Origin of the sequence: Porphyromonas levii DSM 23370 (assembly GCF_000379925.1) — a bacterium.
In the GTDB taxonomy this organism is placed as follows: domain Bacteria; phylum Bacteroidota; class Bacteroidia; order Bacteroidales; family Porphyromonadaceae; genus Porphyromonas_A; species Porphyromonas_A levii.
Map to the genome: position 1 here is coordinate 16,659 of NZ_KB904203.1, position 18,890 is coordinate 35,548.

Here is an 18,890-nt window from a genome sequence, read left to right on the forward strand (position 1 = left end):
TGACAAGAGACAGCGTATGAAACAGGCCGATATCATACCACCAATAGACCCAAGAATTATTAGGAGCGAACTGAATAAGGACTTATTGCTCCGAAAGACTAACCGTGCTGGAAACGAGCTGTACGCTTTTCACGCCCACGAAGCGCCCAATACGATGCTAGAGATAGGGCGACTAAGGGAGGCGGCTTTCCGCCCTGCTGGGGCGGGTTCGGGGAAGGCTGCAGATATAGATGAGTACGATATCGAGCCCGATGGATACAAGCAACTCATCGTATGGGATCCGCATGCTCAGGAGATATTAGGTGGGTATCGTTACATTGTCTGCGATCATGCAATAGAGACGTCTCCCGACGGCACTCGCTCTGTGCACTTATCGAGTAGCGAACTATTCGAATTTACCGATATTTTTATCGATGAGTATCTCCCCAAAACAATAGAGCTAGGGCGTAGCTTCGTACGTAATGACTTACAGAATACGGGGAAAGGCAAGATACCTAGGTCTATCTTTACGCTCGATAATCTTTGGGACGGACTGGGAGCGCTCACGTTACTGCACGATGATTGCCAGTACTTCTTTGGCAAGATGACAATGTACGAGAATTACAATATCAAGGCTCGGGATCTCATCTACTATTATCTTGCCACTTACTTCAAGCCACGTGAACAACTGGTTAGGATGAAGTTCCCAATCCCCTACCAAACACCAACCACAGAACTTGAGGAGATTATCAAGGGGAAGGATGCCAAAGCAGACTACAAGGCTATGAACAAAGCGATTAGGGAAATGGGGACAGCCATTCCGCCCTTGGTCAATGCCTATATCAGTCTTACAGACCGATTAATTGTATTCGGTACGAGCTACAATCCATTCTTTGGCAATGCTCTGGAGGCGTGTATCCTAGTACCGATAGAGGAGATTACTCCAGACAAAAAGAAGCGCCACATAGATAGTTTTCTACGTGACGCTCCTCGGTTACTTTCGCAGCGCTTGATTCGTCGTATTCAAAATCGCCTAAAGCGTCTCAATAAGGACGAGGAGCACCAAAGCCCTCAGCATATACTTCCCCACCTAGAGTGAAGCGGCAGAGAAGTTTAATAAAATAATAGTTAAAATTTAGAGCAATGTGGTTTTAATGCTTTGTAATTACTACATTTGCAGGGACAACACATAAATTATGGAGCAAAGTTCTTTGAAACATAAAATTGTAGAGATTAACATCTAGCTAGTCACATGACAAACAGACCATACTGCTAAAAGGAGCGGAATCCGAAAAGCTTATAGAGTAGGAAGTAATATCAACTAAAAATCATGAAAAAGTTTTTATTGTGTTCAGCAGTTGCTTTATTTGCTTCTGCCGCTTTAGCCTCAGCAACACCACAGTATATCATTACTGACTGTGGCACTGTACGTCAGATTCCTGACAATGCTACCCCTGGAGACGCTTGTGACTATATCGATGTTTATTCGAACATCGACTGCGGCACATCGTACAAGTAATCAAGGGACTTTAACAAGACCTTAACACACAATTTCATTTGCTGTGTGTACTCAAAAGTGAGGAAAGGGAGAAGGGGTGTGATTTCCGCCCTATCCCTTCTCCCTATTAATTCATTTTATAACAAATTACCTATGGGAATAGATAGAGTTATTTTCGGATTAGTACTTCTCTCCACAATGGTATGTACATCCTACACTGCAAAGGGAGAGGGAAAAGAGAAGGTGCAGATTAGAGTCCACTACTCTACCAAGTACCACCAATTTGAAGGGCAGAAACAAGCTCTTGAGGATGAAGCCATCTTGGATATCGGTGGCAAGATCTCCCACTTCTATGGACTTAATAATGTCCAAAGGGAGTTGATTAAGGAACAGGTTTTGGCACAAGGAGGTAGTTCGGGAGATGTGATGAATGCCTGCGAGCGGGCTGGCTACCCAAGGACAAACCTGAATTATCAGGTTTGGAGAAACTATCCTACGACTAATCGGCTTACCTTTACCGAGAAAACCTTTAAGCATCTGCGCTATACAGAGCCGATGAGCAAGCCAGAATGGACTTTGGTGCCCAAGGATAGTATCATCGCAGACTACCACTGTCAGCAAGCCGAGACCGACTTCCGAGGTCGGCATTGGACGGTTTGGTTTACTACCGAGATACCTTATAGCGATGGTCCTTGGCTGCTTACCGGATTGCCTGGGCTTATTCTGCATGCAGAGGAGAGCGAAGGTCTATTCGCCTTTACGTGCACACAGATAGAGCGAGTGGAGAATGAAACCCTCTTCTATCCCAAGGGAAAATACGTGGATTGCAGCAAACAGGAATACCGTGAACTTATGAAGCTATTATGGAAATCGCCTGATGCGCTATTTGAGAAGTTGACCGGATTTAAGACTCGAGGGAAAGATAGGTTCGGCAATGACATTACCTATCCAGAGAGGGTGACACTATTTTTAGAAAAAGAGTAATCCTAGACGGTATGCGTTTGCTCCCATTTTATCTAGCGATAGTACTATCACTGATTTCCATTAGCTCTAGCGCACAAACTATATACAGTGCACGAGTAGTGGATGAAAAAGGGGTGCCTATACAAGATGTCAATGTCATGCTCTATCGTACGGAGTCGACCCTGGTAGGATATGCTTTTACTGGGGTAGACGGGAGGTTCCAGATAACGACGAAAAAGGCTGCAAACCCAATAGCAATAGGATTTATGTTGCTGGGGTACGAGACGAGACGCATAAAGATAGAAGAGTTTAGGAGTGGGATGGATATTAAGCTACAGAGTACCACTTTTGAGCTCCGTGAAGTGAATGTCACTCCCGAGAGAGTTAGGCAGAAGCAAGATACACTGGTATACAGTGTGTCCAACTTTAAGCTTAGTCAGGACAGGAGTATTGCCGATGTGATAAAAAAGATGCCAGGGTTATCTGTTCGCACAGATGGACAAATTACCTTTGAAGGGAAGCCAATCAATAAATTCTATATTGAGGGGCTTGACTTACTCGGATCTAAATATGCACAAGCGAGTGAGAACTTAAGCGCTGACAAGATTCAGGATGTGCAAATACTGCAAAACCACCAGCCGATAAGGAGTCTAAAGGGTGTACAATTTAGTGAACAAGCAGCCCTCAACATTATATTAAAGGACGAGGTAAAGAATGCGTGGACGGGGATTCTGAATGCAGGGATAGGGAGCACAGCACAAGGAGAAAAAGAGATGCTCTACAGCGGGCGTCTGATGGGGATGATATTTGGACGGCAAATGCAGAACCTCTCTATGTACAAGTATGATAACACTGGAAAAGACATCACAAGAGAGGTCCATGACCTAGTGACGGAACTACGGGGGAATCAGAAGGAGGCAGGTCTACTGAGAAGGCTAGTAGCTCCCGCAGCAGAGATAGAAAGGGGACGCTCTACTTTTAATCAATCACATCTCGTCACTACCAACCATCTAATAAAGACTAAGAATGATAATGATCTCCGCTTTCAACTCTCCTACTTTTGGGATAAAGAAAGAGGTAACTCTTCTCAAGTAACGAAGTATCTGGAACATGAGGGAAGCATCCTTTCTGAGGAGAGTAGTGTAGGCTCGAGGGTAAAAAGGTTGGAAGGGGAACTGACCTACAAAATTAATAAGGAGCGGAACTATATCAACAACCGCATAAATGGCAGCTTTACAGTAGACAGGAGCGAGGGAACCTCTCTTTTGCAACAAAAACAGGTAGAGCAGAATGTAGTACTCAAGAAATATTATGTTACGGAGGACTTTGAGATCATACATCGCCTAAAGAATGGAAATACCATCGAGGGGGCTTCTCTTAGTACCTATAGTTCTCTCCCCGGGCAGTTACTGACTGCGCAGGGGTTTAGTGAGCACCTGAAGATATCGGCATTTAGCTCGGATAATTATGTAGCATTCAACCACTCCATTAAAGGTTTTATGCTAAACCAACGCATAGGGTACCAACTGAAGCACCAAGAGATAGACGTACAGTACCCTGAGGTAGATAGCAAAGAAAGGTATACCCAGCAGAATTGGTATATCTCGACAGGTGTGAACTACCGAAAGGATGCACTGGCTCTAAGAGCAACGTTAAAGGGCGATCTCTTATGGCAAAAGTATGGAGCAACGAAGAAGAGAAGGTTTACATTTCAGCCTAGCCTATTCATACAGTATGAGTACAGTGCCAACTCTACTGCCTCACTCTCCTATAATTACTTCGAGTATCCCGATGGTCTTACATCTATCTACCGCACACCTATATACACTTCTTATAGAGTGGTCACAGCTCATACTGGGAGTTTGGAGCATAGAGGTAATCACGCAGTAGCTCTAGGGCTTAAGTATCAACGTCCTATCAAGGGGTATTTTGCAAGTATCAATGCTTCGTGGAATAGGCGAACGAATGAGGTGCTATACCATAGTACTCTACAATCCTCCATATATAGACAAACACCTACTGAACAACGGTACGACGCTTCTAGCTACTTACTAAGTGCGAACTTGGCAAAGTCGTTCTTTAGATGGAGGACGTTAATTACCCTCAAGGGACGACAGCTTTGGAGTGATTACTACCTACTGATGAGGGATAAGAAAGAGCCTTGGCAAATGCAGAATAGCGAACTTAGCCTTGCCGTCTCTATGCAACCATCGAAGGTCATTTCTTACGAAGTAACCAGTAAGATGATGAGCTATAAACAGGCCAATAAAGCGGATCGGTCTATCGCTAACCCCCGCATCACTTCCTTCTCGCATGCACTCGAATTATTTATTTTCCCGCTAAAGAATCTAGAACTGGGGAGTAAGAGCGAATTTTACCATTACACTGACAAGAGCATACAAGGCAATGTATTCACTGATGCACACGTTAGCTACAAGAAGGATAGATACGAATTCAGACTCTCCTGCAGAAACATCTTTGGGAACAATCAATATCAGAGGAGGTGGCAGACATCGACTACAGATATTTACTCCATATTCCACATACGCCCAAGAGAGGTATTTTTTGACTTCACTATTTCGTTATGACACACAGATTATGGTATGCGGATATTATCGAGTCATCACCACTTGAACACTTCACTCGGTGTACGAGCTGAATCCAATTGAACTTGTAGCGACGCCACTACCTCAGGATATTGTTGCGACAAATCGAATAGCTCTCCAGGGTCATGACGTAGGTTATACAGTTCGAGCTTGCTTTCCTTTGGTTGCTTAGCATTGAGACGGATAAGCTTCCAATCTCCCACGCAGATAGCTTGGCACCCACCTAGCTCATAAAACTCCCAATATAGGTAGCTGTGCTGCTTCTGCATCGCTTCCTCACCTAGCAACGTAGGCAGCATGGAGATCCCATCGATATTGGCAGGAGTCTTTACGCCCGCAATTTCAGCGAATGTGGGCAAGAAGTCCCAAAATGCGAATGTTGCACGAAGTACCATTCTCGCCGATTTGCAATCAAATCGGCTTAGACGTTGCACGGTGGTGAAATACAAGGCACTGAGACTGAGACTAAGCTGACGGGAGCGTACTCTCGTACGTGACCGAAGCCGAATGTCGAAAGTAACGCAGTAGTTCGCCACCGTGCAACAGTCTCTTACGGTCTTATAACAAACAACTTCTCTCCCCTATAGCTCTTGGCATGGGGAGAGAAGTCTTTGAAGTTGACCAACAAGTTTATTTCTTATTCTTCTTTTTCTTATCGTGCTCTCGCCCATAGCCATAGCCGTAACCATAGCCATAGCCATAGCCATAGCTCTTAACAAGCAAGGAGTCTTTGATATAAACATCATTGAGCACAATACTTACATTCTTCAGCTTCTTATTGTGGCTGAGATAATTAATGTAGTCAAAGTCTCTCTTCTCTGTCTTTCCGGAGCGCACTACATAGATTGTATGATCTACCACTCTATTCAGAACCAAACTATCTACTACTGGACCTACAGGTGCAGTATCTACGATAATATAGTCGAAGTTCTGGCGGAAGATATTAAAGAGTTCATCAAGTCTTGGTCGCGCCAAAAGCTCTGGAGGACTAGGTGGGATGGTACCCGCGTTAATAATAGACAGATTAGGGAATCCCTTCGGATGTTGCAGATAATCCAACGGATTAAGAGAACTATCATTAAGCAAATCGGACATCCCAACAGTCGAACTATTCCCAATGCCGAACGTACGTTTTAGCTGTGGGTTACGGATATCCAAACCGACAAGCAACACCTTCTGATCCAGTGCAGCAAGAGAAATAGCAAGGTTACTGATAACAAAAGTCTTACCTTCTCCACTCACTGTAGAGGTACCCATGACTACCAATGGACGTTTATTCTGCGTTAGGAAGCTTAGGTTGGTACGAATGGCACGGAATACCTCAGTCATTTGGCTATTACCATTAACCTTCACAACCAACTCTGGACGTTTTGGATCAGGAGCCTCTTCTTGACTTCTTGGCACTGTACCAGCAATAGGCAAAGTGGTGAGCGCACGAATATCATCCTCTACGACGATCTTATTTCTCAAGAGTTTCCATAGGAATACACCCGCAGTAGGCAGGATAAGACCTAGTAGCAATCCAGCGAGATAAATGATAGGTTTCTTGGGGGACGAAGGCACATTAGCCGCGAGAGGGGTATCAATAATACGAGCACTCTCAAGTGATGCGGCCAACTTTATCGAAGTCTCCTCTCTACGTGTCAATAACATCAAATAGAGATTAGAGCGAATTGAGCGCTGACGCTCAATATCTGTACTGATACGTTCGAAAGTAGGCGCCTCAGCAATCTTAGAGGTATAACGTTTCTCTAGGTTCTTCAATCCATGAAGCTGTATCTCCAAACCTTGCTTTGCCACACTCGCTGCCTCCAAGATATTAGCCCTAGCCACATCGATATTATTAGAGAGCGCTACCACCCTTGGATGCTCTGCATTGGCAGCCTCCATAAGACTATTACGCTCAAATACCATTTGGTTGTACAGCTCTACAGCTGTATTCAAGGTACCATCAGCAAAGCCTAAGTTCCCTGGGATAATCTCATACTTACCCTGTTTATTCTCAAGGTCACCAATCAAGAAACTCACCAACTTGAGTTGGGTCTCAGCCTCAGACCTCTGCACATCCATTGTTGCAGTCCCTTGCACGACAATACCTAGGTCTTGATAACTGGTTATACCTTGCGATTTCTTGACCGACTCTAGCTGAGCTTCAGTCTCACTAAGTTCATCACCAATAAGTTTGATACGCTCATTGATGAAGTTATAAGTCTTTTGTGCTGCAGCATCCTTATCAATGGCACGTTCGCGGTTATACACTTCCATCAGCTTAGACAAAAAGGCCTCGCCTTTCTCCCTATTCACCGACTGAATGGTAAGCACCGCTACCGAACTCTGCTTGTTGGCTCGCTCTGCTGTCAATCCGCCTTTCTCTGAGTAGTAGATGGCTTGTCTGAGCGGAGAGCTAAGGGTAACACTAAAACTACTTGGCATCTCTACACCTTCTTCCCTAGGGGTACGCTTAGTCATAGAGACAATCCCGTGTCCCAAGGCAAAAGTTGCTGGAAGAGAATCTATCACAATATCGTCGACGTCCTCTTGGTGTATTCTATAACGACCTTCTTCCAAAGGCTGAACCTCGAAGTAAATAGGACGCTCTATCTTACTAAGCCCTACAGGGTCCATAGAAATCATAAAGGGGAGGTTATCGTACCATACAATAGTCCGCAACCCTTTCTTGCTTGTCACCTCCACATACTCTGAACTCTCTTCGAGAGCCTTTTTCAAGATTTCACGAGAGCGCAATATCTCTAGCTCGTTGTCCACATTTACATTGGAAACCCCCATACCGAGTTCGGAAAAGTCGATACCCTCTATCTTAGGAGACTTATTGTCCTTCTCATCGATAAATAGGGTAGATGCCTTCACTTGATACTTCGGCTTTTGCACAGTAATATAAAGCCATGCGAAGCCCAAACAAAGAGTAACAACAATAAGGTATATCGGCCAAAACCTGAGGTAATCCTTAAGTATCGCAGTAAGATCAATCTCCTCCTCATTGCTAAAAGAATCATTAGCACGAGGTGCACCCTCTAATCCGGGCGCATCATTTTGTGTATTATAGTTGCTGTTCATAAGTGTTATTTTCTCAGAACTGTAATCAATAAGTTCGTTACGGTCAATGCTATAGAAGCCACACTAATCCATATCGTAGTACCTGAACTAATCTTTGACGAAGCAGCGATGGCGTTATTAGGCATCACATAGATTACATCCCCTTGCTGCAGATAGTAGTAAGGAGAATCGACAATATTAGTATCTTTCAGATTAAGCTTGACCATCGTTACCGAACCATCACGATTCTCACGAACCAGTCGTACATCATCACGCACACCATATATGGTCAAGTCGCCAGCATTGGCCAAAGCCTCGAAGATGCTCACCTTACCATTCTGTGATACGAATGAACCAGGTCGTGCTACCTCTCCAAGCACAGAATACCGATAATTCTGAATTTGGATATTCACACTAGGTGTTTCGCTAAGATAACTCTCAAGGGACTTACGCACTGTCTGTTCCGCCTCTCTGAGTGTAAGCCCACCTAGGGTTGTACGCCCCATAATAGGCAAATCTACAGTACCATCATTATCTACGAGGAAGGTACGCATACCACTTTGCATTGAACTATACTGCTGCTGTGGACTCCAATAGAGGCCATTAAATGCGGCTACCAGATCTGGCTTGGAAGCCTGGATATTCACCGTAAGAATATCCTTTGGCATAATCTTAGCATCCTGAAGCGCACGAGCTTCCGTCTGCATTTTACCCTCTGCATACTGTAAGTAAGCAATATCCTTAGACGTAGCGCAACCCGTCACCATTAACACCAAAACGAGAGTAAAACTCCCCCACAACATCTTAGTCACCCGATCCATAACTGCATAATATTTATGTATATTCGGCACAAAGGTAATCATTTTATAAGAATATCAATGCACTTTAGCTCTATTACAGATAGGTGGAAGATAAAATTCACCCTAAATAGATAATACAAAGACATAACTCCATCACTTAAATAAGTTGGCAATATCTTCCCGAGAGAAAGTTTTATCGACCTGATCAATCTGTATAATCTCGTCAGAAATAAACCGTTTCTTATCCTGCAACTGAAGTATCTTCTCCTCAATGGTATCTTTACACACCATTCGGTAAGCATTGACATGCTTCTCCTGACCGATACGATAAGAACGGTCAATGGCTTGACTCTCTACTGCCGGATTCCACCAAGGATCCACCAAGAACACATAGTCGGCCGCCGTAAGATTGAGTCCCATGCCTCCTGCTTTGAGCGAGATAAGGAAGACACGCACACTGTCATCATTCTGAAACTCGTTCACCACCTGCTGTCGGTCTACCGTAGCACCGTCCAAATAGACATACCGTATACCCTCTGCTTCTAAGCGCTTTTTTATAAGTGCCAGCATAGAAGTAAACTGAGAGAAAACCAACACTTTGTGCTCATCGACTACCTCTCTGAGGTTACGGGTAAGGAGATCTAGCTTAATGGACTGCTTACCATAGTCCTCTTGCTCTGTGCCAATGAGTTCTGGTGAATTACAAATTTGTCTCAACTTCATAAGCGCTTGCAGCACCATCATCTGTGCTTCTCCTTCGCCCTTCTCTGTCATCTCATCGAGAAGCATTTGACGGTAGTACTCCTTGAAAGTATCATACACCCGTCGCTGCTCCTCCTTCATCTCGCAGTAGAGGACAGACTCTGTCTTATCGGGGAGCTCAGTAGCGACCTGTTTCTTAGTACGGCGCAATAAGAAAGGCTGAGTCATATCCCTCAATAACTCCATCGACTTTTGGTCCCTCCGCTTGTCAATAGCATTGGCGAACTCCTCACGGAAGTGATCCATACTACCGAAGATACCTGGGTTGAGGAAATTCATTTGGGAGTAGAGATCAAAGGTATTATTCTCGATAGGCGTACCCGTGAGGGCAAGTTTATTCTCAGAGCGAAGCGCTCGTACCGCCTTATAGCGCTTTGAGAAAGGATTCTTGATTGCTTGGCTCTCGTCTAGTATCAGATATCCGAAGAGTGTCTCGGAGAGCTGCTCAATATCGTTCGCCACCACGCCATAGGTCGATAGGATGATATCATACTGAGAGAATAATCCTCGCATATCAGCTCGCTCCGCTCCACGGTAGACAAGGCGAGAAAGACCTGGGGCGAACTTCTCTAGCTCTTGTTGCCAATTGAATAGCAATGAAGTTGGAACCACTATCAGATGAGGCAATACCTTTTTCTTTTGTTCCTTGAGGTGTTGAAGGAGGGTAATCACTTGTAGGGTCTTACCCAAACCCATATCATCGGCGAGACAGCCTCCAAGCCCATTTTCATTAAGGAAGAGTAACCAATCAAATCCAGCCTGTTGATAATGCCTCAATTCTGCCTGAATACCCTTGGGGACAGGATGGGGCTCGATTTCGGAGAGGTTTTGAAGGCGTCTCTTCCGTTCCATCATCTCCTCTATATACTTAGGACGCTGGGAAAGATCCTCATAGAGCTGGTCTATGATATTAAATTGGTAGTTAGAAATTTCCAACCTATCCTTCTTCACCGTACCCACTTGGAAATACTTAGCATACCGCTCTAGCCAATCCTCTGGCAGGATACCAATAGTCCCATCCGAGAGCATCACATATTTACTCTTATTGATAATACTCTTGCGCACCTCTCGGAGTGATACCACTTCCTTACCGAACTTGATCTCTACCTTCAGGTCGAACCAGTCTATACCACTAGAGGTAGAAATATTGAAGGTAGGAGTATGGAGGTTAAACTTGAAATTCTTAAGTTGCTGTGTTCCAAATATCTGTATACCCTCCTGACGAAGCTTCTCCGAAGCCTCTATCAACCAGTTATTCTCTATCAGCTGCTCACCACGGAGCACAAAGCTATCCTGAGCGTTCTCAAAGTCGGGGTGTAACCCTCGGAGCAGTTCCAAAAACTCCTCTTCCTTATCCCAGTCTCGATCAAGGAGCGTAAGCGTATCTGCATCGTAAAAAGGAGTCTTATCGTGCAGGGGTACCGATTGCTCACCATACTGCATTGCAGGAGTCAGCAATACGCCACCCTCATCTGTATCGTTGATAAAGAGCTGCCCTACCACATGCTCTTCATTGATTGGTCGCACCTTATGAAGCTCCGACCGCACCTCAAACCGTTGCCCAAGGGGCTTAATAACCTCTTCATAGAGCCTAGGGAGTGCCTCCAAGGGATAGCGTATAGGCTCGATACGTTTGTTTTCAACACCCCAAAGGTAATAGAGCATCTGAAAATCTGCTGCCGACCGAAAGAGATAGAGTTGTTGGTACTCATACAGCACAAAGGCTCGATTGAACTTAATGGCGCTATCGCTCAGCTTTATTAGCTTATCTGCGAGACGAAGCGAGCCAGAGAGCTTAATCGTAGGGCGATCGCCTCTTTCCTCCGGCTCCTCACGCTCTATACGAATCACCACCTCTGCCCGCGGACTCATCACCTCTGTAGGAGAAAGTGGCGCAAGAGCGTACTTCGCTCTCGTCTCCATAGGCAATTCCTCGGCAAGCAAATACAGTGAATTGCGCTGGAGGATAGGCATCACTTTAGCAAATGCCTCAATCTCTTCATCGCTGGGGTAAGCGACCAAATAACTATCTAAAAAGGAATTGGTGTACCCCAAATAGTCGCCTACATCCACTATTTCGTCATTGGTAAACGCCTCATGCTGGGTGATCAGCTTATCGGCGGAGAGCCTCATGACCGACTTAGACAGCGAGCCATTTTTATTCAATTTCCCTCTATGTGGTAGAGGATAACCCAAGGTTAAGCTATCTGAATAATAACTATTCCATTCACGTATGAGGAATATCAATTGGAATCGATTGGCTTTATTGCCTGCTGGCAATATCTTCTGTGGCTGTAGCATCTGGTCTGATAGCCCAAGTTGATAGAGGGTTTCACTTGGTTTATCGAGTACCGGCACATCAGGGATGAGGACCGTATACCCCTCCTCACTATCCGCCACCAGTTCGGCTCGTTCCCGCTTCCGTCCTTTAACATGTAGCTGATCAAGTTTGTCCCTTAAGAACTCTTGCTCTAGATAATCATAATCGAAAAATCGTGGTGTCACATGCTCCGCTATATGCTTCAGAAGTGCCCTTACCTGAGGGTAAAAGGCAATAGCACCCTGTTTGTGTGCTTCGACATCGTTCCCTCGGCATGAGAATTTTATAACACGGCTATAATCATTAACTTCCAACACTACCAGCATAGGAGAGGCGGTCTTGGAAGTAACTCTCGCCATCACATAACACCTATGAAGATTGATGGAACTGTACTCAATTACATACTCATGACCTCCCATCAGCTCTTCATCTGTGGCAAATAGTCGTCTCAGATTAGCATCCATCTGCATAGAAGCTGGTAGAGGTATACACTGCCGTATTCTATTGGCTATAGGGGCCTTCCAGCTCGTAGGGTGCACATAATGCTCACCATCAAATGAAGAAATAATAGAGAGTACTCGTAGCATAGCCACCTCAGCGGCGAGCTGGTTACTGCCCATGATGGTATCAAAATAGATCGTCCCTAACACAAGATCCACAATGGCTGTGGCATTATGAGCAGAGCCAGCATTGCCCCTACGAGAAGAAATGGTAAAACCAATCCTAAGCACACCCTCGCCATGCTTCCCCTTACTCAGCGCCTTATCACGGACAAGCATTGTAGGGACGACGTCCAAGCCGAAGCTCTCTGCTATCGAAGCATCATCATACATCCCACGCTCAAAGCAATCGAGCGCAATATCCATTAATCGTGTGGTTGACCCCATCTACTAATATTCGGTAGTTATCAAATCTCTTCAGCCCCTTCGCCTTTGAGTGTCGCAAGGCGTTGCTCTCGTGCAAATGTCCGATGGGAAAGTGTCGATGACTCTATGGCTCGGAAAGCGATATCCTTTACAGTCTCCTCAGAGTTAGCCACCTTCACGCCAGCCTCTTTTAGCTGAAGCTCCATCTCACTTATCTTTTGTTGGAGCAGCTCTATCTGCTGATCCTTCAGTTTAAGTTGTCCTTCTGTCTCTTTCTTAGCAAGATCAAACTCAAAGCGATGCTCTCTATTAAGCCTCTCCTCCGTTACGGCGATAGCCCTCGTCTCAGCCTCCTCTATTTTTCCAGACAAACTCTCAGACAACTCTCTTAGTTGAGACAACTCTACTTCAGCCTCCTTCAGTATCTTCTCCCGATCAGCATACTCTCGCTCGAAAGCCTTCTTCCGCTCTTCCAAGCTCTTCTCCTCTGCCAATAGACGAGCTCTAAACTCATCCTCCTCAGCCCTTCTCCTCTGGTTTGTAGTATAGTTGTACTCTTCTTCTTCGCGCTTACGCTGGAGCGCAATATCCGCTTTCTCCTGCTTCAGCGATTCATTATGTGTATCCTTCTCACGCTTCCAGATCTCACGAGTATTTGCTATCTCAGCTTCCAGCTTCATTCTTTCCGCATCCAGCTCTTGCTGCACTTCCTCCTTACGCCTCTTTTGAGCCAATATGAGTGTAGATAGAGAGTCCGCATTGCTTTGGATGGCATACAAATCTTCTATCCACTCCTCTTTTATCTTAATTGTATCATTCAAGATACTTAGCTTATCAAAGCCCTCCTTGAGTTGTCTCTGAAGCACCGCAACAGCCTTCCCAAATTCCCCCATCACCTCCTGAGCAAAACCCTCAAGTTCCTCAATAGACAACGCTTCAGCCTTGGACACCACCTTTTTCTGTTCCACTCTCTTTTGCTCCTCCTTCGGATGCTCTAGATTTTTAGCGGTCACCTCCTTTAGAAGTGCCTCATAAGCATCCAGCATCTCCTTCTTAGTATTAGACATACTAATCTGAACTCTTTCTTCGCTCATAACAACGTGTATCTACCTTACTTTATGAATCAATAACATTCACTCTCCCCCAAAAGCAAAGCTACCAAGAATTCGAAACTTCTCCCGCATCAACTCACGTCTCCTTGCTACCGGAAGAGAATTGCCTAGCACAGTTTCTACAAACTAATCCCTAGTCGTACCCCTATTCCCTCGCCATAGGGACTTCAGTCTCTCCCGCGAGGGACTGGAGTTTATATGGGGAGAGACTGAAGTCTCTCGTGGGAGGGATTGAAACGGATAGCGCTGGGGGCTTTTAATGAGAATGTTGCACGAAGTGCCATTCTCGCCGATTTGCAAGCAAACCGGCTGAGACGTTGCACGGTGGTGAAATACAAGGCACTGAGACTGAGGCTAACGAGAGCGTACTCACGTACGTGACCGAAGCCGAATGTCAAAAGTAACGCAGTAGTTCGCCACCGTGCAACGGTCTCTTAATAGAATAGATCCCAAGCAACCCTCCTTCACACAGAAATAAAAGCTCCTCTGCCGAGAGCCAACCCCTTCCCTAAGGAAGAGCGTATGACTCTCGGCAGAGGAGCATCCACTATTACGTTCGTGTAAAATAACAACTCCCTCCTTCAGGGATTAGGAGCTTAGTTCCCTTTTATCACCTCTATAACCCTATCCAAATCCTCTGTGGTTAGTGCGGAGCCCGATGGCAGGCAGAGTCCTTGATCAAATAGCGACTCACAAACCGACCCATAAACTCCTCCTTTAGGGTGCTGGAGGGCTTTTTGATCTGCTGAATAAAACGGACAATCGGCGAATACTGGCTGCAGGTGCATGGGCTTCCATAGCGGACGACTCTCAATATTTTCGGCATCCAACTTCAGGCGTAATGCCTCACGGTCATACCCTGTCACTTCGCTGTCAATGGTTATACATGTGAGCCAGTAGTTGCTATCAAAGTCCTCTGAGGGAGCACTCATCACAGTAATACCAGGCACGCCCTTGAGTTGCTCCTGATAATAAGCATGATGATGCCTACGAGCATCTACATGCTCCTGTAGTACCTCCATCTGACCTCGTCCGATCCCTGCGCTGATATTAGAGAGCCTGTAATTATAACCCACGTGCTCATGCTGATAGTGTGGAGCATTCTCACGGGCTTGAGTGGCGAAGAACATCACGCGCTTTGCCTCTTCTTCCGAATGAGTGACCAGTGCTCCACCACCAGAAGTGGTGATAATCTTATTGCCATTAAATGAGAGCGCCCCATACTTCCCAAGCGTACCGCACTTGCGCCCCTTATAAACCGAACCGAGTGCCTCTGCAGCATCTTCTACAACAGGTATATCGTACTCAGCAGCCACGGCTAGGATTTCATCCATCTTGGCAGGCATGCCATAGAGGTGTACAGGGATAATGGCTTTAGGCACCTTCCCTGTTACCTTGATACGATCTTCTATCGCTCTACGAAGAGCGGGGGGACACATATTCCAAGTGCCCTCTTCACTATCCACAAAGACGGGCTTGGCCCCCTGGTACTTTATTGGGTTGGCGCTAGCCGAGAAGGTAAAGCTTTGGCATATCACCTCATCTCCAGCCCCTACCCCAAGCATCACCAGCGCCAAGTGTAGCGCCGCTGTACCGGCAGAAAGCGCAACGACAGATAAGCCCCCTACCAAGCCCCCTAACCCCCTAAAGGGGGCATCACCAGTTTCGGTCAGTATCGTATATAATACGTGAGCGGGATTGGAGAGAACTTCTTTGTTAGTGAAGCGGATGACTCTGTATCCTTGCTGCATAAGCCATTCTTCCCGTGTTTTATCACTCTCCTGCTGGGTCAAGTCTTCGTGGTACCCTCCATCTATCTCGATTATAAGCATTTTATCCAAGCAGACGAAGTCCACGATAAACCGACCAATTATATGCTGACGGCGAAACTTATAACCACCTAGTTGCTTACCAGACAATAGCTCCCACATGATGCTTTCAGCCTCTGTAGGGTTATTCCTATGATATATAGCCCTCCTTTTTAACTCATCATAATACGCAAGATCAGCCGAGTGCAATACTCCCCCTTTAGGGGGCTGGGGGGCTGAGGCTGCTAAATACGCCTTGAGATCTGCCTCAAAGGCATTCACATTAGGTCCCAATGGCACCACCCAATTAGTGTCAAACGCCTCCTTTATATACTTCTGCTCGTTACCGCCCATCTCAGCAAGCGAGAGCCATATTCTCTTCTTTTCCATCATATTTCTATCACTTTATCACTGTTTTATATGATTGCTTTGGATGTCTAGGCATATCAGGATAAGAGTACTCCAGCAAGCCCAAATCAAGAAGCCTCTTCAAATATTGATCCTGAATGTACTTGTCTCCTCTTTTCAATAACAGAGATAGTTCATAAGCTGAAAACGCCCTCTCCGCACACATATCCAGGATAATCTGTTTCACTTCGTCAGGAGACGTCCTTTTCTTTAAGTTTGTTATCTGATACTGAAGTTTTATCGGCAGACTCTGCAGTAAATCTATCGCCATACTATCTGGTATGCTAACCCCGTTATCTGGTATGCTAACCCCGTTATCTGGTATGCTGGCCTCGTTATCTGGTATGCTGACCTCGTTATCTGGTATGCTGGCCTCGTTATCTGGTATGCTAGTTACAAACTTTAGCCCAGCAGATTGTTTTGCACCACAAGCGGATGTGAATTGGTCAGATGGTAGATAATACACCCCACGACTTTTTCCTTTTGATATGAGTAGCCCCATATCACAAAGCTTCTTCAGATCACTAGATGCCTTAGCAACACTTACTCCACTCACTTGTCTGTATGTAGAGTTATCCAAAGCTCCAATCTCTCTCAGCACTACCAATCCTAATTTCTGAGCGTCCGTCAAATCGTAGTTGATAAATAATGAAAGCCACTCTATATCTATCGGAGATAATAGGTTATGCATCATCAATCGCAATGTAAAGGAATTACTCTCTCTATTTGACTCAAAGAGGGGCGGTAGCATCTGTTCCCCTTTCATCAATCTTTGCATCGTGCGAAATCCAGACCCCTTTGTCTCGGCTAGATTTGTCTCATGAAAGATAGCTGCTATTAGAGGATTTCTATTGATTGATAGAGGTCTCCCGATTTCCTCCTCAGGCTTGAGAGAATATCCAGCATTTCTAATCTCAATACGATTAGGATATCTCAATATTTGTGTGGGGCTATTTACCTTGTATGACCGGTGCATAATAGCATTTACCACAGCCTCTCTGATGACTTGTTGTGGCATAGATGGCTTGGCAATAGCCTGCACCTCTCCCTCTGGAAGTTGAAAGGCTTTAGGAAGCCCCTCCATAATATAGTTCACGACACGAGAGATCAATTCTATAGCAGAAAGTCTGATATCAATCGTTTCAAACCTATTGTCTGGATCCTCCACCCACTCAGTCGTTGGGATAGAGATGTAGTCCACACGTATCATCGGAGCCAAGCGACGGAGGGCTTTACTACTACCAAAGACTATCAAACCAGCGACAGTCAGTCGCCATACCCCTCGATCATCCTTATTGATACAACCTAATGCATACAATAGATCTTCGTCCGAATAGGTTAGCTCTTCAGCATCTGGATTTACTTCCCGCCTATACACCCTATATCTATTAAGAGCCTCATCGCTAATATCTGCAAGCGAAGAGTCTTGGATAAGAGTACTGTCATACTTAGTCTCATTACCATAAAAGACGGGCAAGTCTTCTTCTGTACACTTGATATCTGCAGACGAAACGCGACGATAAGCGCCACTAGGCAAACCATTCTTTTTGAAATATAGTGGCTTAGCTGATAATGGCAACTCATCAACCTCAATAGCAATGACTTCTTTACCCTGAACGTCTTGTATAGTAATGCGAGGGCGTATAGGAATATTGAATACTGTCGCACAGCTCGTAGTGAGATCTTTCTGAAGTTTATCAGGCTCTCGTATACCCACTATATCATACTTAATAGACCCATCAATTTCTATTTCGTCAATACCCAAGAGGATAATACCACCATTGAGATTAGGTTCATTAGAAAACGAACATACACTCTCCATAGTAGCTCTAGACACCTCACTACCCCTTTTGACCTCAAGTTTAGAAGTCTCCTGAGTACAATTGAGTTCTGCTATTATTTTTGATATATCTATGTTTGCCATACGTACACCAAAATATTAATGTCTGTGACCATTCACGAGATCCTTTACTATAGGGTGTCAGGGCGAGTAAGCGTAGGAAAGCCCCCTTTAGGGGGTGTGGGGGCTAACCCCCTTCCGCCCCGTACAGACCCACTTGCCAGACGAATTCAGAATACTATCCGGACAAATAGCCATGAGAGACACCCTATGTATCCAGCTATCTCCAAAATCATACTCATAAAGAATGTTGCCTCCAGCTTCATCGTTGAAGTACTCCGAAAGTATTATCTTATGAGGTTCCACTTCGTGCATTTCTCTTCTTTTTGCAAAGGCTCCACCTAGCTCCACTCTAATACTTTGTAGTACTTCACTCATCAATAGGTCTTCTTCACGATCACGCTCTTCATCGACCTCCATAATCTCAATCGTAGGCTTTTTCAGCGAGTCCGTAAAACGATAAAGATGTGTACCGCTCCATCCGAAAACATCTTGTATCACGTGGTGTAGCTCCATGAAAGTATAATCGCTGGGGACATATACCTCACGCCACACAGGGGGATTCTTAATCCCTAGAATTTGAATCTTAAACTTATATACCATAATTCATCTATGTCATTCTACTTGTAAACTCCTTGCCCTTGACTTACCTCTCCACCCACCATTCTCTCAAAGCCATAATCGCCAATATGATTAGACACTTCAGTTCTGCTATCAATTGTAATGGCAAATACAAGACACACTCTTACAAATCCACTTTATGATCAGACTGGTAGATGAAGTAACCGCCTCGATCACTGTTTTGGTTACAGGT

General features: G+C 45.1%; 12 protein-coding genes. 4 read left to right on the forward strand and 8 right to left on the reverse strand.

Going from position 1 to position 18,890, the window contains the following annotated elements:
* Nucleotides 1–16 precede the first annotated feature (16 nt).
* The 4 genes from glsB to A3GG_RS0100100 all read left to right on the forward strand — a co-directional run bounded on the left by glsB (nucleotide 17) and on the right by A3GG_RS0100100 (nucleotide 5,028).
* Nucleotides 17–1,078, forward strand: a complete 1,062-nt coding sequence (gene glsB, locus A3GG_RS11445; protein WP_018357308.1) for a glycine N(alpha)-acyltransferase GlsB — start codon at nucleotides 17–19, stop codon at nucleotides 1,076–1,078.
* Between the two features lie 231 nt (nucleotides 1,079–1,309).
* A complete protein-coding gene (locus tag A3GG_RS13545) occupies nucleotides 1,310–1,498 on the forward strand; it encodes a hypothetical protein (protein WP_169333135.1) in 189 nt (62 codons plus the stop codon).
* Nucleotides 1,499–1,630: 132 nt separating this feature from the next.
* Nucleotides 1,631–2,461, forward strand: coding sequence for a GLPGLI family protein (locus A3GG_RS0100095; protein ID WP_033407986.1), 831 nt, complete (start codon nucleotides 1,631–1,633; stop codon nucleotides 2,459–2,461).
* Between the two features lie 11 nt (nucleotides 2,462–2,472).
* Nucleotides 2,473–5,028, forward strand: coding sequence for a TonB-dependent receptor (locus tag A3GG_RS0100100; RefSeq protein WP_018357310.1), 2,556 nt, complete (start codon nucleotides 2,473–2,475; stop codon nucleotides 5,026–5,028).
* 35 nt (nucleotides 5,029–5,063) lie between these two features.
* On the opposite strand, the gene A3GG_RS13670 is transcribed toward A3GG_RS0100100, so the two are convergent.
* The 8 genes from A3GG_RS13670 to A3GG_RS0100140 all read right to left on the reverse strand — a co-directional run bounded on the left by A3GG_RS13670 (nucleotide 5,064) and on the right by A3GG_RS0100140 (nucleotide 18,679).
* Nucleotides 5,064–5,582 (reverse strand): sulfatase/phosphatase domain-containing protein, encoded by a 519-nt coding sequence (locus A3GG_RS13670; protein ID WP_156808616.1) that lies wholly within the window; start codon nucleotides 5,580–5,582, stop codon nucleotides 5,064–5,066.
* A 94-nt stretch (nucleotides 5,583–5,676) separates the two neighbouring features.
* The gene (locus tag A3GG_RS0100110) at nucleotides 5,677–8,121 is read right to left on the reverse strand and encodes a GumC family protein (RefSeq protein WP_018357312.1); all 2,445 of its coding nucleotides are present in this window, start codon (nucleotides 8,119–8,121) and stop codon (nucleotides 5,677–5,679) included.
* Between the two features lie 5 nt (nucleotides 8,122–8,126).
* Nucleotides 8,127–8,921, reverse strand: coding sequence for a polysaccharide biosynthesis/export family protein (locus A3GG_RS0100115; RefSeq protein ID WP_026215490.1), 795 nt, complete (start codon nucleotides 8,919–8,921; stop codon nucleotides 8,127–8,129).
* Between the two features lie 132 nt (nucleotides 8,922–9,053).
* Nucleotides 9,054–12,869 carry a DEAD/DEAH box helicase gene (locus A3GG_RS12685; RefSeq protein ID WP_156808617.1) on the reverse strand — a complete coding sequence of 1,272 codons (3,816 nt, stop codon included), beginning with the start codon at nucleotides 12,867–12,869 and terminating at the stop codon, nucleotides 9,054–9,056.
* A gap of 20 nt (nucleotides 12,870–12,889) precedes the next feature.
* Nucleotides 12,890–13,942 (reverse strand): coiled-coil domain-containing protein, encoded by a 1,053-nt coding sequence (locus A3GG_RS0100125; protein WP_026215491.1) that lies wholly within the window; start codon nucleotides 13,940–13,942, stop codon nucleotides 12,890–12,892.
* Nucleotides 13,943–14,556: 614 nt separating this feature from the next.
* Entirely contained in the window at nucleotides 14,557–16,161 is a 1,605-nt protein-coding gene (locus A3GG_RS13980; protein WP_018357316.1) for a DegT/DnrJ/EryC1/StrS family aminotransferase, read from the reverse strand.
* 7 nt (nucleotides 16,162–16,168) lie between these two features.
* On the reverse strand, nucleotides 16,169–18,100 hold the full coding sequence (locus A3GG_RS0100135; RefSeq protein WP_018357317.1) for an ATP-binding protein: 1,932 nt from the start codon (nucleotides 18,098–18,100) through the stop codon (nucleotides 16,169–16,171).
* 87 nt (nucleotides 18,101–18,187) lie between these two features.
* Nucleotides 18,188–18,679 carry a plasmid pRiA4b ORF-3 family protein gene (locus tag A3GG_RS0100140; protein ID WP_018357318.1) on the reverse strand — a complete coding sequence of 164 codons (492 nt, stop codon included), beginning with the start codon at nucleotides 18,677–18,679 and terminating at the stop codon, nucleotides 18,188–18,190.
* Nucleotides 18,680–18,890: the final 211 nt, after the last annotated feature.

Coding starts and splice junctions, on each gene's coding strand:
- A3GG_RS0100095 (WP_033407986.1), top strand. CDS start 1,631: ATGGGAATAGATAGAGTTATTTTCGGATTAGTACTTCTCTCCACAATG.
- A3GG_RS0100135 (WP_018357317.1), bottom strand. CDS start 18,100: ATGGCAAACATAGATATATCAAAAATAATAGCAGAACTCAATTGTACT.
- A3GG_RS0100110 (WP_018357312.1), bottom strand. CDS start 8,121: ATGAACAGCAACTATAATACACAAAATGATGCGCCCGGATTAGAGGGT.
- A3GG_RS0100140 (WP_018357318.1), bottom strand. CDS start 18,679: ATGGTATATAAGTTTAAGATTCAAATTCTAGGGATTAAGAATCCCCCT.
- A3GG_RS13545 (WP_169333135.1), top strand. CDS start 1,310: ATGAAAAAGTTTTTATTGTGTTCAGCAGTTGCTTTATTTGCTTCTGCC.
- A3GG_RS0100115 (WP_026215490.1), bottom strand. CDS start 8,921: ATGGATCGGGTGACTAAGATGTTGTGGGGGAGTTTTACTCTCGTTTTG.
- glsB (WP_018357308.1), top strand. CDS start 17: ATGAAACAGGCCGATATCATACCACCAATAGACCCAAGAATTATTAGG.
- A3GG_RS0100125 (WP_026215491.1), bottom strand. CDS start 13,942: ATGAGCGAAGAAAGAGTTCAGATTAGTATGTCTAATACTAAGAAGGAG.
- A3GG_RS0100100 (WP_018357310.1), top strand. CDS start 2,473: ATGCGTTTGCTCCCATTTTATCTAGCGATAGTACTATCACTGATTTCC.
- A3GG_RS13980 (WP_018357316.1), bottom strand. CDS start 16,161: ATGATGGAAAAGAAGAGAATATGGCTCTCGCTTGCTGAGATGGGCGGT.
- A3GG_RS12685 (WP_156808617.1), bottom strand. CDS start 12,869: ATGGGGTCAACCACACGATTAATGGATATTGCGCTCGATTGCTTTGAG.